This window comes from Pseudomonas sp. EB271-G4-1 (assembly GCF_058791355.1).
Window position 1 is genome coordinate 41,402 of sequence record NZ_JBYTEO010000015.1, and the last position, 16,218, is coordinate 57,619.

General features: G+C 60.1%; 11 protein-coding genes. 4 read left to right on the forward strand and 7 right to left on the reverse strand.

Annotation, left to right across the window (positions count from 1 at the left end; genetic code table 11):
• Positions 1-5: 5 nt before the first annotated feature.
• The 5 genes from AC3WWR_RS10075 to AC3WWR_RS10095 all read right to left on the reverse strand — a co-directional run bounded on the left by AC3WWR_RS10075 (position 6) and on the right by AC3WWR_RS10095 (position 9,629).
• Positions 6-1,433 carry a di-heme oxidoreductase family protein gene (locus tag AC3WWR_RS10075; RefSeq protein WP_432668566.1) on the reverse strand — a complete coding sequence of 476 codons (1,428 nt, stop codon included), beginning with the start codon at positions 1,431-1,433 and terminating at the stop codon, positions 6-8.
• Positions 1,434-1,676: 243 nt separating this feature from the next.
• The gene (locus AC3WWR_RS10080; protein WP_432668565.1) at positions 1,677-3,032 is read right to left on the reverse strand and encodes an imelysin family protein; all 1,356 of its coding nucleotides are present in this window, start codon (positions 3,030-3,032) and stop codon (positions 1,677-1,679) included.
• Positions 3,033-3,260: 228 nt separating this feature from the next.
• Entirely contained in the window at positions 3,261-5,312 is a 2,052-nt protein-coding gene (locus AC3WWR_RS10085; RefSeq protein WP_020797458.1) for a putative bifunctional diguanylate cyclase/phosphodiesterase, read from the reverse strand.
• 327 nt (positions 5,313-5,639) lie between these two features.
• Positions 5,640-8,048, reverse strand: a complete 2,409-nt coding sequence (locus AC3WWR_RS10090; RefSeq protein WP_020797456.1) for a glucose/quinate/shikimate family membrane-bound PQQ-dependent dehydrogenase — start codon at positions 8,046-8,048, stop codon at positions 5,640-5,642.
• Between the two features lie 213 nt (positions 8,049-8,261).
• Positions 8,262-9,629: a carbohydrate porin gene (locus AC3WWR_RS10095; protein WP_432668564.1), complete on the reverse strand. Its 1,368-nt coding sequence runs from the start codon at positions 9,627-9,629 to the stop codon at positions 8,262-8,264.
• A 260-nt stretch (positions 9,630-9,889) separates the two neighbouring features.
• Here AC3WWR_RS10095 and AC3WWR_RS10100 point away from each other — a divergent pair, with 260 nt between their 5' ends.
• Positions 9,890-10,120, forward strand: a complete 231-nt coding sequence (locus AC3WWR_RS10100) for a VF530 family protein (RefSeq protein WP_020797453.1) — start codon at positions 9,890-9,892, stop codon at positions 10,118-10,120.
• Position 10,121: 1 nt separating this feature from the next.
• The gene (locus AC3WWR_RS10105) at positions 10,122-10,757 is read left to right on the forward strand and encodes a Pr6Pr family membrane protein (RefSeq protein WP_020797452.1); all 636 of its coding nucleotides are present in this window, start codon (positions 10,122-10,124) and stop codon (positions 10,755-10,757) included.
• A gap of 156 nt (positions 10,758-10,913) precedes the next feature.
• Here the strand turns inward: AC3WWR_RS10105 and AC3WWR_RS10110 are convergent, their stop codons facing one another.
• Positions 10,914-11,705: a siderophore-interacting protein gene (locus AC3WWR_RS10110; RefSeq protein WP_083349719.1), complete on the reverse strand. Its 792-nt coding sequence runs from the start codon at positions 11,703-11,705 to the stop codon at positions 10,914-10,916.
• On the reverse strand, positions 11,702-12,277 hold the full coding sequence (locus tag AC3WWR_RS10115; RefSeq protein WP_020797450.1) for a PadR family transcriptional regulator: 576 nt from the start codon (positions 12,275-12,277) through the stop codon (positions 11,702-11,704). The genes AC3WWR_RS10110 and AC3WWR_RS10115 overlap by 4 nt, the downstream gene beginning before the upstream one ends.
• An 803-nt stretch (positions 12,278-13,080) precedes the next feature.
• On the opposite strand from AC3WWR_RS10115, the gene AC3WWR_RS10120 reads away from it, so the two are divergent.
• Positions 13,081-13,569, forward strand: a complete 489-nt coding sequence (locus tag AC3WWR_RS10120; RefSeq protein ID WP_083349718.1) for a CS1 type fimbrial major subunit — start codon at positions 13,081-13,083, stop codon at positions 13,567-13,569.
• Positions 13,570-13,678: 109 nt separating this feature from the next.
• Positions 13,679-16,201 carry a TcfC E-set like domain-containing protein gene (locus AC3WWR_RS10125; protein ID WP_033043792.1) on the forward strand — a complete coding sequence of 841 codons (2,523 nt, stop codon included), beginning with the start codon at positions 13,679-13,681 and terminating at the stop codon, positions 16,199-16,201.
• Positions 16,202-16,218: the final 17 nt, after the last annotated feature.

Genomic DNA, 16,218 nt, shown 5'->3' on the forward strand with positions numbered 1-16,218 from the left:
GGGTATTAAAGGGAATTCAAGAACGCCAACAACGCAGCGCGCTGCTCGGCATTGAAAGACAAAACCTGTTGTTGCGCCGCTTTTGCCTCGCCGCCATGCCAGAGCACAGCTTCGAGCAGGTTGCGGGCGCGGCCGTCGTGCAGGAACTGGGTGTGGCCACTGACGGCTTGAGTCAAACCAATGCCCCACAACGGCGGGGTACGCCAGTCGCGCCCTCCGGCCTGGAATTCGGTGCGGTTGTCGGCCAGGCCATCGCCCATGTCATGCAGCAGCAGATCGCTGTAGGGGCGAATCACTTGATTGGCCAATTCAGCTTCGGCGGCGTCGGCGGCGGTGGTGTACTTGGGTGTGTGACAGGACTGGCAACCGGCCTGGTAGAACAGGGTCTTGCCGGCCAGCACTTGCGGCGTGCCGACATCGCGGCGCGCCGGTACGGCGAGGTTACGGGTGTAGAACAGCACCAGGCGCAGGATGTTGTCGCTGACTTCCGGCTCGCCATCGGGGCCGTTGCCATTGGGTGCCTGCTTACAGGCCGTTTGCGCGTCGGTGCAGTCGTCAAAGGGCCTCAGGTGGGTCGTGAGGCCCATGTCACCGGAAAACGCATGGACATTTTGTTGATTGAGGTTCGGCTGCCCGGCTTTCCAGCCAAATCGCCCGAGCACGGTTTTCTGCTGCATATCATCCCAGACCCGGTTCGGGCGCCCGGCGATGCCGTTTTTCGCTTTGGCCTGCGCGTCCGCATTCGCCAGGATGGCCTCTTCAGGAATGGCTTCCAGCAAGCCCAGGCCGATCATCGCAGGTGCGACACGGGCCGAGAAGCGCGTGTCGGGGTGCATCGGGCCGTAGTTCAGCTGGGTGATGTTCAGGCTCGGCTTGCGCAGTTCCACTTCGGTGCCGTCCTTGAAGCGAACCATCACCGGCGAGTAGTCGACCCGCACCTTGCCTTCCGGCGTCACGCCGGGCACGGCCATGTCCTGGAACTGCCCGCCATACACGGGCTCCGGTACGACACCCTGTTGCTCGATGACGTTGGCGTAGGCTGGGGTGTCGGGAATCGACAGGCGTATCAGCATCGACACGGCATTGCGCGCATCTGGCGCAGGCGGGTGACCGCGGCCGTCCTTGATATGGCAGCCCTGGCAGGCATTGGTGTTGAACAGCGGACCGAGGCCGTCGCGAGCGGTGGTGGTCGACGGAGCGATCACCCAGGGATTACGAAAAAAGCTATTGCCGACACTGAAGTCCACACGCCGCGATGGCGGCAGGTTAGCGGAGGGCAGCGAAAAGGCGTTCTGATCGGTCTTGCGCACGGTCGTACCGCCGCCGGAGCGGGCTTCACCGGGTTCAGCCTGGGTGAATTTCGGGGCGTCATCGCAGGCACTCAGGCCCAGGGCCAACAACAGTGCGGACAAGCGAAGAGGCAGCGAGGGCATCAGACATCCTGCAAGACGAGCAAAACAAGGGCGCAAAGTCTAACAGGGGATGGGAATTTGAATAAGAGGAATTATCGTTCGCTTAGGCAGATGATCGTTCCCACGCTCCGCGTGGGAATGCCTCAACGGACGCTCCGCGTTCGGCTTTTGATTTGGGACGCGGAGCGTCCCGGGCTGCATTCCCACGCAGAGCGTGGGAACGATCAGCGTGGGAACGATCGGCAACCGAAGAGCCAGCGGTGATCAGAACTCGTGATCAGCGTTGTCCGGGTTCAGGTCGCTGATGCCCAGTTTGCCAGCGGCGGCTTCGATCGAACCGGTCTGCTTGACCAGGGATGCGATGGCGTCACGGACGATCTGGTTGCCGGCGGTGTTGCCGGCAGCGATCAACTGGTCGTAGTGCTCACCCTTGTTGGCGTGGTCGACGATGACCTGCATCTTGGCTTCGGTGGCAGCCAGGTCGGCTTTCAATGCGGTGTCTGCCGCTGGATCGACCTTGGCCACCAGGGACGACAGGCTGGCGCCGGTCATCTTGCTGCCGTCGACACGGGTGTATTCGCCCAGGTACACGTTACGAATGCCTTTGGCATCGTAGAACTGCGAGTTGTGGGTGTTGTCGCTGAAGCAGTCGTGTTCGTCTTCCGGGGAGTTGGCTTCCAGGGAAACCTTCATGCGCTCGCCCGCCAGTTCGCCCAGGGACAGGCTGCCCATCCCGAACAGCATTTTGCGCAGGCCGCTTTCAGCCGGTTCCGCTTCCAGGGTGGCGCGGTAGTTGTCGGCCACGTTCGGCTTCCAGTTACCGACCATTTCTTCCAGGTCGCTGACCAGCAATTGAGTCACGGATTTCAGGTAGGCGCGGCGACGATCGTTGTGGCCGCCAGTGGCGCCTTTGCCTTCCAGGTAGTCGGAAGCTGGACGGTTGCCGGCGCCAGGGCCGGTGCCGTTCAGGTCCTGGCCCCAGAGCAGGAATTCGATGGCGTGGTAGCCGGTGGCGACGTTGGCCTCGGAACCGCCCAGCTCGTTCAGGCTGGCGAGTTTTTCCGGGGTGATGTCCTTCACGTCGACCTTGTCTTCGCCGACCTGGATTTCAGTATTGGCGATGATGTTGGCCGTGGCGCCGGGGTTACCCAGTGCGTGCTCGTAGGATTTGTCGACGTAGTCGATCAGGCCTTCGTCCAGTGGCCAGGCGTTCACTTGGCCTTCCCAGTCGTCGATGATGGTGTTGCCAAAGCGGAACACTTCGCTCTGCAGGTAAGGAACGCGAGCAGCGATCCAGGCGGCCTTGGCGGCTTTCAAGGTGTCGGCGTTCGGCTTCGCGAGGAAGGCGTCGACGGCGCTTTGCAGGGTTTTCGCAGTAGATTCGGCATCGCTGTAAACGGCGAAAACCATGTCGGCATAGTGCGCGACAACGGCTTTGGCGGCCGCTTCGTCGACTTTGCTGGCAGCGGCAGGCGCAGCAGCTGGTGCGACTTGGGCCGCAGAAGTGCTGGCCGCTGGCGCAGGAGCGGCCGCTTTTTCTTTGTCTTTGCCTTCACCGCAACCGGCGAGGGAAATTGCGATGGCCAACAGACTGGCGGTAGCCAGAGGCATACGAATCATGGCGAACATCCTGCTTCGAGAGGGGGTGGAATAACGCGTCCGGCGCGCAAAAGTGACACATAATGCAAATCTTTCGCATTATGTGTAAAGGGTTGCGGTTGGAAATATTTCTTATTCACTCTGTAGGAGCGAGCATGCTCGCGAAAAACGAATCGACGACGCGGGTAACCAGAAGCGCTGCGTTATCGTTGGCGTTTTTCGCGAGCATGCTCGCTCCTACAGGGGGGGTTACAAGATTGCCGCGTTACTGCGCTGGGCTTGCTTCAGATAAGCCACCAGCTCGCGGGCCGGCAGGGGCTTGCTGTAGAAGTAGCCCTGACCCTCGTGGCAGCCTTCGGAGATGATGTAGGCCTCCTGCTCCAAGGTTTCCACGCCTTCGGCGATCACCTGCATGCCCAGGCTCTTGCCCAACTGAATGATGGCGCGAACGATGGTTGCGTCGTCATCGTCATCGAGCAGGTCCTGGACGAAACTCTTGTCGATCTTGATCTTGTCCAGCGGCAGGCTTTTCAGATAACTCAGTGACGAATAACCGGTGCCGAAATCGTCGATCGCGATCAGCGCACCGGAGCGGCGCAGGCTGAGCAGATGCTGGGCGGCGGTGCTGATGTCTTCCATCAGGCCGGTTTCGGTGACCTCCAACTCCAGGCTGCGTGGCGGCAGGCGATACATCTGCATCAGGTTGTTGATCACCCGAGGCAACTCGGCGTGGTGCAATTGCACGGTGGAAAGGTTCACGGCCATGCGCATGTCGCTGAAGCCCTGGTCGTGCCAGTCGCGCAATTGTTTGCAGGCTTGGTCCAGCACCCATTCACCAATGGCGATGATGGTGCCGTTCTGCTCGGCCAGCGGAATGAACAGGTCCGGTGGTACCAGCCCGTGCTCGGGATGCTGCCAGCGAATCAACGCTTCGACGCCAACGACCCGGTGATCGCGGTAGCTGATCTGCGGTTGGTAGACCAGGTAGAACTGGTCGCGGACCAGTGCGTCGCGCAGGTCTTTTTCCAGCTCGCGACGGCGGCGCATCTCGGTGTCGACGCTGGCGATGTAGAACTGATAGCGGTTGCGCGAGCGCGTCTTGGCCAGGGTCATCGTCTGTTCGGCTTTTTGCAGCAGCTTCTCGGTACTGTTGCCATCTTCGGGGAACAGGGTGATGCCAATGGTGGCGCGCAGGCGGATCTGCTGATGATCGAGGGCAAACGCCGCTTCCAGGTCATCGAGGATGCTTTGGGCCAGTTCGGCGGCTTCGTAGGGTTGTTCGATATCGGCCTGCACCAGGGCGAACTGGTCGCCACCCAGGCGGGCGAGGGCGCCCAGGCGTCCACTGTGCGCGCGCAGGCGATCGGCCAGGGCCAGTAGCAGCTGGTCGCCGGTCTGGTAGCTGAACTGTTCGTTGATGCCCTTGAAGTCATCGAGCCCGACGCACAGCACCGCAACCCGGCGTTGCAACTTGCCGGCATCGACGAGGATCTTGTCCAGCTGCGTTTGCAATTGCTGGCGGTTCGGCAGGCCGGTAAGGAAATCGTACTGGGCCATGCGCAACAGGCTGTTTTCCGCTTCGTGGCGCAGGTGCGTGTTGCGCTCGATGGATTCGAGCAACTGGTTGGCGGTGTTGATCCACAGCCCCAGTTCGTTCTTCTCGTGGCCCTTGAGCAATGGAATCTTGTGCTCGCTGGGGCGGTCGGGATTGATTTCGGTCAGGTGCTCGATGATGCGCGACAGGGGTTTGGTCAACAGCCAGTGATAGACCAGGTACAGCACCAGGCCCATCGCCAGGGCACGCAATACCCCGGAAATGAAGATGATTACCGAACTGACGATAAAACCCTTGCCGTAGGTGGCGGTGTCGAGGGTAATGCTCAGGTCGCCGTAATACTCGCTGTAAGGGCCGCGTCCCACCAACTGGGTGGTGAAGGTGCGTTCCTTGCCGAGGATCAGGTCGGTCAGCCAGCGACTGCTGGACTGCTGCAACTCACGGGATTTTTGCGCCAGCATGGCTTCGTTGGGATGGCCTATGGAGGCCTGACGCACCGCATCATCCTGGAACAGGCCTTCGATTACCTGCATACCCATTTCCCGATCCAGGCTGTAGACGGCCTGGGTCGAAGGGTCGCGGAACATGTCGAGAATGCGTTCGGCATCGCTGGCGACGGCCTGGCGTGTTTTATAGGCATCGAAAACAATCTGCGCGCAGCTCAAGACCACGCCGACGATCAATGCCGACAGGAGCACGACCCGGAGCAACTTCACCGACAAGCTGTTCTTGAGTTCCAGCTTCAAAGGGTAATTCCTTGTTCCGTGCGGGTAGCATCAAGTTGCCATGAGTATTGGCAATCCCGTGGTGGCAGTCAAAGGGACAATCCATCCTGCGGGATAATGCCAGCAGCTTGGCCGATTTGCTGTGTCTGGGGCAATTGCCCGATCAGTACTGTGTCGGTAGTCGAGTCCTTCAACTTGAGGGGATTGGGACAAAATTTCCTTTCGTTTGATGTTAGACCGCTGTGGCGTTGAGGCAAGGCCCCGGGCGCTGCTTTTGGACTGATAGCTCGCCCACAAAAAAGGCGACCCCCTTGCGAGGGTCGCCTTGGCGCTAGCTACGGTTGTTACTTATTCCGACAGCTTGTAGGCAATCACATAGTCGCCCTGTTTGGTGCCCAGCGAACCGTGGCCGCCAGCCACGACCAGCACGTATTGCTTGCCGTCCTTGCCGGTGTAGGTCATCGGCGTGGTTTGCGCGCCTGCGGGCAGGCGACCTTCCCACAGTTGCTTGCCGTTTTTCACGTCGTAGGCCCGCAGATACTGGTCCAGGGTGCCGCTGAGGAAACCGACGCCACCGGCGGTGATGAAGGTGCCGCCCAGGCTTGGTACGCCCATGCTCAGCGGGATCGGAACCGGCGAGCTGTCGCGCACGGTGCCGTTCTTGTGCATCCAGATTTTTTCATGGGTGGTCAGGTCGATCGCGGCCACGTAGCCCCACGCTGGCGCCTGGCACGGCAGGCCCATTGGCGACAGCAAGGCTTCGAGCACCACGCCGTACGGCGCGCCCTTGTTGGGTTGCACGCCTTCGGTTTCGCTTTTGCGCGGGCCTTGGGCGGCGATTTCGGCGGCCGGGATCATTTTCGACTTGAACGCCATGTAGCTCGGGTTCACGAACGCGATCTGACGCACCGGGTCAACCGAGATGCCGCCCCAGTCGAACACACCGAAATTGCCCGGATAGACGATCGAACCCTGCAGCGATGGCGGGGTGAACGGGCCGTCGTAGCGCAAGGATTTGAAGTCGATCCGGCAGATCAGTTGGTCGAACGGCGTGACGCCCCACATGTCGCGCTCTTGCAGCGGCGGTGGCATCAGGTTCAGGTCGGATTTGGGTTGCGTCGGCGAGGTGTGGTCGCCTTCCACCGCGCCTTGCGGCACCGGTACTTCGTTGATCGGCACGATGGCCTGGCCGGTGCTGCGGTCCAGCACATAGATGCTGCCTTGCTTGGTCGACGCCAGGACGGCCTGCTTCACGCCGTCGGCGGTCTTGAGGTCCATCAGGGTCGGCTGGCCGCCTACGTCCATGTCCCACAGGTCATGGTGAGTGAACTGGAAGTGCCAGCGCACTTTGCCGGTGGCGATGTCCAGGGCAGTCAGGCCGGCCGCGTGCAGTTCCGATTCAGGGGTACGCGCGCCGCCGAACTGGTCCGGGGTCTGGTTGCCCATCGGCAGGTACAGCATGCCGAGTTTTTCATCGACCGCGAACACGGACCACATGTTTGGCGAGTTGCGGGTGTAGGTCTTGCCCTCGGCAATCGGCGTCGTGTCGTCCGGGTTGCCGCTGTCCCAGTTCCACACCAGTTTGCCGGTGTGCACGTCGAACGCGCGGATCACGCCGCTTGGCTCGTCGATGGAAACGTTGTCGGTGACGTGGCCGCCAATCACCACCAGGTCCTTGGTGACCGCGGGTGGCGAGGTGGAGTAGTAACCGCCGGCCGTGAAACCGCCGATGTTGGCGCGCAGGTCGACCTGGCCCTTGTCGCCGAAGTCTTCGCACATTTTGCCGGTGTCGGCGTTCAGCGCGATCAGGCGGGTGTCGGCGGTCGGCAGGAAGATCTTGCGCGGGCAAGCGCTGGCCGGGGCCGGGCTGGCCGAACCGGTCGGGCTCTGTTCGGAGGCGTACACCGCGTCATCGTGATAGGTCACGCCACGGCAGGTCATGTGCGCCCAACCCTTGAAGTTCGCCGCATTCTGCGTCGACAGCTTCGGATCGAAACGCCAGATTTCCTTGCCGGTGTCCGGGTCCAGGGCGATCACCTGGCTGTGCGGCGTGCACACGTAGAGCATGCCGTTGACTTTCAGCGGGGTGTTTTCGGCGGTGGTTTCGCCCGGGTCGTTCGGCCCTGGCAGGTCACCGGTGCGGTAAGTCCAGGCCGGTACCAGTTTGTTGACGTTCTGCGGGGTGATCTGCGCCAGCGGCGAGTAACGGTCACCATGGGCGCTGCGGCCGTAGGAGTTCCAGTCACCGTCGGGCATGGCCGGCGCGGTGTTGGTCATGCCCGGCACGCTGTCGCGGTCCAGTTGGCCCTTGATTTCGCCCGGGTTGGTGAACTGGCTGGCCAAGGCGGTCGCGCCTGCGATCACCACAGCCACGCTCAGTGCGCCGGTGCCCATGGGGGCGGCGCCATCACGCAGCAGCGGACGGCGAAACCACGGCAGCAACATCGCCAGGCCCAGCGCGAACAGCATCGCCAGGCGCGGCACCAGCTGCCACCAGTCGAGGCCGACTTCCCACAGTGCCCAAACGGTGCTGGCGAACAGTACCAGCGCGTACAGGCCCAACGCGGCACGGCGCGCGGCGATCAGCAGGATGCCGGTCAGCGCAAGACCGATACCGGCCAGCAGGTAGTACAGCGAGCCGCCGAGCATGCTCAGCTTGATCCCGCCGGCCAGCATGGCCAGGCCCATTAGCAGAAGCAGTATGCCGAGCAGGGTCGGCAACAGACGGCTTCGACTCAAAGCACCCTCAGTGCTCATAGTGTGGTTCTCCGTGACGTTTCAAGTGGTCCCGCGCAGGTTCACTGTAGATGACGATCCCGCGGGGGCGTGGTTCATATAACAGGTGTTCAGTCGATGTAATCCCTTGTGGGAGCGAGCCTGCTCGCGAAAGCACTGTGTCATCCGACGCTAATGTTGGATGTGATGGCCTCTTCGCGAGCAGGCTCGCTCCCACAGGGTTTGGGGTGTTGGTTAGAAGGACGACTGGATCTTGATCCCGCCAATCAGCGCGTCATCGACCTCGTTCACGCCACCGGGGTGGCGGATGTATTGCAGGTTCGGGCGCACCGTCAGCCAGTTCGTGACGTGCACGCCGTAGTAGAGTTCGGCGCTGTATTCGGTGTCTTGGGGCGGCAGGTAGGCCGGGTTGTCGTAGTCAAAGACAGCATTGGCCTGATTACGCGCCTCGGCATTCTTGCGGTACGCCGGGTTGACGTGCACGCGGGCCATGGCGAAACCGATGTCATCCCTGGCGCGGGCATCGAACAGGCCTTTGTAGACGAGGCCGGCCTGGACATAGTTGTCGATGGCGTTGGTCTTCTTGTCGTGCATCGTGCCATTGGCGAACAGGCTCAGGCCTCGGGAATGGTCGCTGGCAATGCTGGTGACTTGCTGCTGCAGGCCGAGCCAAACACCGTGCTTGCTTGAGGCGCTGCGATAAGCCTCGCCACTCAGCGCGGCGGGCTGGCCGTTGCTGTCTTTGTAGACATCGGTGGCGTCGGCGTTGCTGTAGTAGTAGCCGGCACGGTATTCACCCGGCAGGCCGTTGAACTTTGGTGTCCACACCAGCTCCACCGGCAGGATGGCCCCTTGGGTGCCGCTGCCGCTGAGCTTGAAGCCGTTGTCGCGATCGAGGTTCGACGGGTTTTGCTCATAGGCGCCAACCTGTGCGTACAGTTCGGGCGTCAGGTGATACTTGACCCGCATCGCCCACTGGCTGACGGGCCAGTTGTACCAGATGTCGCCCACCCAGTTGCCGACCTGGGAGCCGCAGAACGCCAGGTTCTGGAAGTCGCAGGGAAAACTGTTGAAGTCTTCGCCTTCGCCGAAACGGCCGACCTTGATGTCGAGCGTCTGGTCGAGGAACTTCTGCTGGTACCACATCTGCGTCAGGCGCGTGGTCTGGCCACGGCCCCAGACTTCCTGTGCCGAAGTGAATCCGCCCACTCGCGGGTCATTGATCCGGTCGTTACTGATGTTGTTGCCGCTGCGCTTGGTGATGGTCAGTTGGAACTCTGCGTCATCCCAGCCAAGGATTTTCTGCAGGTCCAGGTGAGTGCCGAAACCAAACTGATCGCTGTAGCGAGCGGTGCGATCCTGGTCGAAGCCGCCCTGCAGATTGCTGCCCATTTCGCCGGTGTAGTCGATCTTGAAATCGTAGCCCTTCGCCGAAAGATCACTGCGGGTGCCGTTCCAGTCGCCAAGCATCCACGGGGAGTCGCTGTCGAAGGCGGGCGCCGCCTGGGTGCACGTAACGAGGCTGAAAGCGCCTAGGCCTGTGAGCAGGCTAACAGTAGTCTTGAAGACAGCGCTGTCTTTGGGGAGTCGTAAATCAGGCATAGAGAAGAAATTCTTGATCTTTTTCTGGGGAATGAACGTAAAACGGCAGACGCAAAGCAGAGGAGGAAACGTTTCAGCTAAAGCGGGCGTAAGGATAATGTTCTGTTACAAATAGAGAAAGGTCTTTTCCTGACATGCATCCTTTCGGATTCGGTAACAGTCCTTGTAGGCGCTGGGGCAGGATGCGATCTTTTGGGTTTCACCTACATTTAACGTAAGGTGCGCGGCTTCCAATTCCCACTCCTGCTCGAAGGCCTGGCATGAACGAACACAACCCCGATCCGCTGCACGGCGTCACCCTGGAACAGATCCTCAATGCGCTGGTGACCCATTACGAGTGGTCGGGATTGGCCGAGCGCATCGATATACGTTGCTTCAAGAGCGATCCGAGCATCAAGTCGAGCCTGACGTTCCTGCGCAAGACCCCGTGGGCACGGGAGAAAGTGGAGCGCTTATACGTGAAGCTGATGCGCACCAAGCGCCCGGTTTGACATGCCACCCAAGGAAGGCGTGCAGCGACGCTTGATGACGTTGGCGGCCGTGCTGGGCTGGGCCGGGCTGAGTATTCAGCTGTACCTGATTTTTTTTGCGCGCTGGAGCATCGGCGCCAGCCTGCTGGGCGGGCTGATGAGTTTTTTCAGTTTTTTCACCGTGCTGAGCAACACCCTGGTGGCGACCGTGCTGACCTGTGCAGCCACGTCCCGCGAGTCGGCGGCGCGTCGCTGGTTTCTGCAGCCGGGGGTCAGTAGCGGTGTTGCCGTGAGCATCGTGGTGGTTAGCCTGGCCTACAACCTGCTGTTGCGGCATTTGTGGCATCCGCAAGGCTGGCAATGGCTGGCCGATGAACTGTTGCACGACGTGATGCCGCTGCTGTTTCTGCTGTATTGGTGGTTCTGTGTGCCGAAAGGCACCTTGCGTCTGCGGCACATTGCGCTGTGGCTGATTTACCCGTTGCTGTACTTCGCATACACACTGCTTCGCGGGCACGTGTTGGCGGCTTATCCCTATCCGTTCATTGATGTGGACAAGTTGGGTTATCCACAGGTGTTTTTGAATGCCGGCGGATTACTGATGGGGTTTGTGGTGATTGCTTTGTTGTTGATGGCGCTGGATCGTCGGTGGCGGTGACCACTGGGCTCTCGGATGTACCCGATCAACTGTAGGAGCGAGCCTGCTCGCGATGGAGGTCAACGATAACGCGGGAAGCCTGGCGCCCCGCGGTGCTCTCAGGTTTTTCGTCGGAACGCCGCCCGGAGCATGCTCGCTCCTACAGTTCAAACCTCATTACTCCTCGTCGCTGTCGTCCAGCCGCCAGTAGCCGACGGCCTTGACGAACTGTTCGTTCAAACCGTGCTCGTCGAGCAACACCCGACGTATCTGCCGCGACACCTTGCTCTCGGTTGCCACCCACGCGTACAGGCTGCCGGCTGGCACCTGGATCTGGCGCACAGTGCTCAACAAATGGTCTTTGCCCCCTTCGCGCAACACCCAGATCACATTGACCACGGCAGCGCTCTGCAGCACTTGCTGTTCCTTGCCATTTTCCACTTCGATCACCACCAGCGCCTTGCGATTGGCCGCCAGGCCTTCAAGGCGTCGGGCGATGGCGGGCAGGGCGGTCTCGTCGCCGATCAGCAGGTAACTGTCGAAGATATCCGGCACGATCATCGAGCCGCGAGGCCCGCCGATGTGCAGGAACTGCCCGGGTTGGGCCTGTGCGGCCCAGGTCGACGCAGGGCCATCGCCGTGCAGCACGAAATCGATATCCAGCTCCAGGGCGTCCAGGTCGTAGCGGCGCGGGGTGTAGTCGCGCATGGCCGGCATCGGGCCGTTGTCCTTGCCGGCGCCGAGCACCAGGGTTTCCAGCGCCGCCTGTTGCTCCGCATTCTGCGGGAACAGCAGTTTGACGTGGTCGTCGGTGCCGAGGCTTACGAAGCCGGCCAGCTCAGGCCCACCGAGGGTAATGCGGCGCATGCGTGGCGTCAGGTCGACGACGCGCAGCACCTCCAGGCGCCGTCGTTTTATTTCATGCATCACGCGGTGAATGGTTGGGGTAGGCACGATAACGTCAGTCATTCGGCTGGCTCCTGGGCAAATTGAACGGCGGGGCCGTCGACAATGGCTTTGGCGGTGTTGTTGAGCAGGTTGGCGACACGCTGGATCTCTTCGGCACTCCAGCGTCCATGGTGCAGTTGCAAGGCATGACGCAGGTTATGCACAGCCTCGTGGATCTGCGGCGGGCGATCGTGGCCGCGCAACGAGCGCTTGCTCACATCGATGCGTGTGCGCACGCCGTCCAGGGCAATCGCTTGTTCGGTTAAAGACAGACGTCCGGCGTCGGTCACGCTGTAGCGTTTTTTGCCACCCTCGGCATCGCCCTGAATCATTTCGCTCTCTTCCAGAAAGGTCAGGGTCGGGTAGATCACCCCTGGGCTGGGGCTATAGGCGCCGTCGAACATGCCTTCGATCTGGCGGATCAAGTCATATCCGTGGCAAGGCTGCTCGGCAATCAGCGCCAGCAGCAGCAATTTCAAGTCGCCGGGGGCGAACACCCGGGGGCCGCGGCCGCCGCGTTCGCGCCCGGGACGTTTTTCGAAGCCGTCACGGCCGTCGCCGTGTTCGCGGTGCGGGGAATGATGGTCTCTCATTTTTTCCTTCTCCTGTGATTTCTAGATACAACGTAAGATATATCTTATGCAGTGCGCAAGCTTTATTGACCGACGGTCGGGAGACCAGAAGCTCCGCCGGTCTGGCGGGAGAAGGGAGTGTTGGTAATTTTAGAGTGACTAAAATAATTATCAGGTTCCAACTGTTGTTGGTAATGAGTTAATGAATAAGTAGTACACTTCTTACAGAAGTTGTTTTAGTTCTTTTCTGTGTGTTTTTATTGCGAAAACTGGACTGCCCCTACCAAACCGGACACCAACTCCCCGTTACATTGATGCTGCCGCATAGCAATACGGCCTTCGTGCCGACGCGGCACGCCGGGTTGTTTGATCCGACGTTCAAGCAAAAGGTTTGTTGTCACGTATCACCCGGTAAACCCGTTTCAACAATGGCCAGCTTCTGCCCTGGGCTCCAGCGGCGCCGCCGCTCCTGGGCCAAAAGCTCCCCACTCTTGTCGTCGCTATTAGTCATAAGCCCTGTTTGCCTATCCCCTATCGTAAGGGGGGAACGGTGTCCTGTCGGTCATGGGGCTCGTTCAAAAAACTGTGTGTAGGATATGGCTGATAGGTAAATGTCTTACTCTGTTGTTTTTCGTGCTTTTTCCACGGGTGCGTGGGGTACTTTAACTACATCTTGCATGGAGTTTTCGTACTTACTTTCCTAGGATTTTGGTTGATCATTGTTGGCGTCGAAAGTTGAGCAGGAATGCCATCACGCTGGTTGCTGGCACGGTTCGTTAAACTTTCCACAGACCAATCCTTTGAAAAAAAACAGGTACTCAACAATGTTCAAGAAGTTTGCAATCGCCGTCCCGATGACTCTCCTGGCCCTCAGCTCTTCGATGGCGTTCGCTGCGGAAGAAGTGCGCTCGTCCATCAACATCAGCGCCTTTATTCCCACCAACGCATTCCACGCCCAGCCGGTGAATCCTGAATTCGGTAAAGATGAAAAAATGACCTGGGACGTGGTAAATGAGAAATTGAGCACGCTGAGTGCGCCTTTCGATGTCCGCCACACTCTCGGTTCGGTCAACGCTTATGTTGAAGGTGGTCCACAACCCCTGCACAACGGTAAAGACTTCATCGCGCTGAAGTACGTCTTCAACGGCGTGACCTTGACCGGTACTTCCCAGGAAGTGGTTGGCGATACTGAATCCAATGCTGGCATGCGGGCTGTGCTGTTGATTACCGCCGCCCTGCCGATGAGCTCGCAGACAGGTAATTACACGGCCAATCCAGTCCTGATCTTTGATGCCATTCCGCGCATCAACTAAGTCAGCCATGACTTAAGGCCCAGCCTTATTCGTTAACACTTACCGGTCGATGGGTAACCCCTGCCTGTCGATCGGGTTTCAACGAATTTATCTTCAGAGTATTTCGTTCATGTTCCCGATGACTCCCATCGCGGCGGCGCTTGCCCTGTGTTTTTGCGCAACTGCCGTGGCCGCGCCCATGGAAAACGGCCACACACCTCGAAGTTTGCTGGCGCAGGCCAAAGGCTTGCCGAAGGGTTTCGAAGAACACTTCTTCGATGTGCCGATGGCGGTGCGCGTGGAACTTGACCAACAGTTTCTTGGTGAAGCGATGATTGTGCTGACGCGCGACGATCGCGTCACTTTGGTTAACTTCGTCGATGTCAGCGACAGCACCATCAAGCCCAGTGAGCGCGACACCTGGGCTAACTATCTGAAGCAGGGCGTAGCCTTGGGCGGCTGCCAGGCGAAATGCCCCGAGCAGCTGTTGGCTGTGCATTACAGCCTTGAAAATTCCCTGGTGTCGATCCTCACGGAAAACGCCGAGCGTGACGGTGAGGTACAGCGTTACTACAACCTGCCGGAGCACGGCAGCACCGGGTTGATCATACGCAACCAGTTGAACCTCAATGGCGGTCAGAATCAGGACCTTGGCGGACGCTACGGCCTGGACGCCAGCAGCAGCCTGGGCAACTGGACCCAGGCGGTCAACTTGCAACTGTCTCGACTCGGTGGCCTGGACAACAAGCTCTACCACGCCGTGTACGAACTCTTCACTCAACGCGAACTGGAAGGCAACTTCCTGCGCCTGGGTTATTTCACGCCGACTTCCGAAGGCTTGACCCGTCAGCCCCGCGCCTTTGGCATCAGCCCCGACACCGCGCTGGGGGTGATGTACGGCAGCTCCGACAGCCTGGCCATCAACAACCCGAAACCGGCGGTGTACCCCATCTATGTCACCGCCAATCGACAGGGTTCGGTGGAGATTTACCGCGACGGTTTGCTGATCAACACCCAGGCCGTGCCAGCAGGGTTGCAGACCCTCGATACGCGTGCGCTGCCGGGCGGCATCTATGAAGTGGAAGTGCGCCTGATCGAAGACGGCCAAATCACTTCCAGCACCCAGGAACTGGTCTACAAACCGAGCAACTGGCGCAACCATGAGGAGCGCTGGCGCTACAACCTGTTTGCGGGTCGCGAATCGAAGTTGCTCAGCAACTGGGAGGAGCAGCACGATGGCGACATGACCGCCGGTGCGGCGTTTAACTACCTGTTTCACCCACGCGTAATCCTCGGCCTGAACGCTCGCCAGGTGCGCGACTCGCTGCAATACGGCACCTCGGTGGACTGGGCCATCGTCAATAACGCCAGCCTGTTCGCCAACGTCTACAAGACTCAAGACTACGGCACCGGCCTCGATGTACAGGGCCTTTATTCCTACGGCAGCGGCAGTCTCGTCGCCAGTCACACCCGCAGCTGGCTCGACACCACTCGGCTCTACGACACCTTGCCCGATGGCACGCGGGTGCGGCAGCGCAATGTGTTCGTCGGCCAAACCAGCAATTCGTCGCTGTCGATCAATCACCGAGTCACCACTAAAAGCTCAATCAACGCCCGGGTGTCCCACAGTGAAGGCAACATCAACGGCACGGGCGTGGACCTGGGCTGGAGCCAGCGCACTCAACTGTTTGGCAGTGACGCCAATTGGCGCCTGTCGCTGTTCGATCGGCCGGGCAGCGTGAGTTCGGGAGACGACCGCAATCGCGGCATCGACTTGAGTGTGAATATCGCGTTGGGCGGTCCCGGTGAACAGATTTCCGGCAGCATTGGCACCCGCACCGCGAGGGAAGGCGGGCGCGATAACAATGCCTCGATCACCTATCGCAAAACCCTGCAGGACCATGTGCTGCAAAGCGTCTCCGCCTCGGCCATCACCGATACCTATGGCATCGGCTTGAATGCCATGGCGACCATGAGTTCGGACCTGGTCAATGGCGACGGCTTCATCCAGCGTTCGTCCTTCAACAACGACCTCACCGGCGGCTTGAACCTCGAAAGCACCGTGGCCGTCGGCGGGCAAAAAATGGTCATGACCAGCCAATACCACCGCAACGGTGCCGGGATGATCATCGACGTGGAGTCGGACATCGAGGACATCGCCTTGCGCGCCGATGATTTGAGCGGCGGCAGCGCGATACTCAAGCCAGGGCGCAATTTCGTGCCGATCACCGCCTACAAAAGTAGCTCGGTCAGTTTCGATTTCGAGGGTAACCACGTTCCCGCAGCCACCATCCAGCCGGCTCGTTCCAGCTATCACCTGAACAAAGGGGGGGTGGAATATCGCCAGGTGAAAGTGATGAGAACCCTGACCGTGCTCGGTCGCTTGATCGACCCGCAGGGCAACCCGCTCAAGGGCCACCACATCATCAACCACGCCAGTCGCGGGGTGAGTGAAGTGGACGGCTTCTTCTCCATGGAAATGAACGCCGGCTCACCGACCCTGGAGGTGCGCCACGGCAACCAGTTGCTGTGCCAGTTCCGTCTCGACCCGAGCGATGGCCGCACGGAAAACAACGTGCTGATGATCGGCGATCTGCGTTGCACGCCGGATACGTTGGCGGATGCGACGTTCAAGGCTCGAACTGCGGGTTAACCCCCGGCAAACCGGAT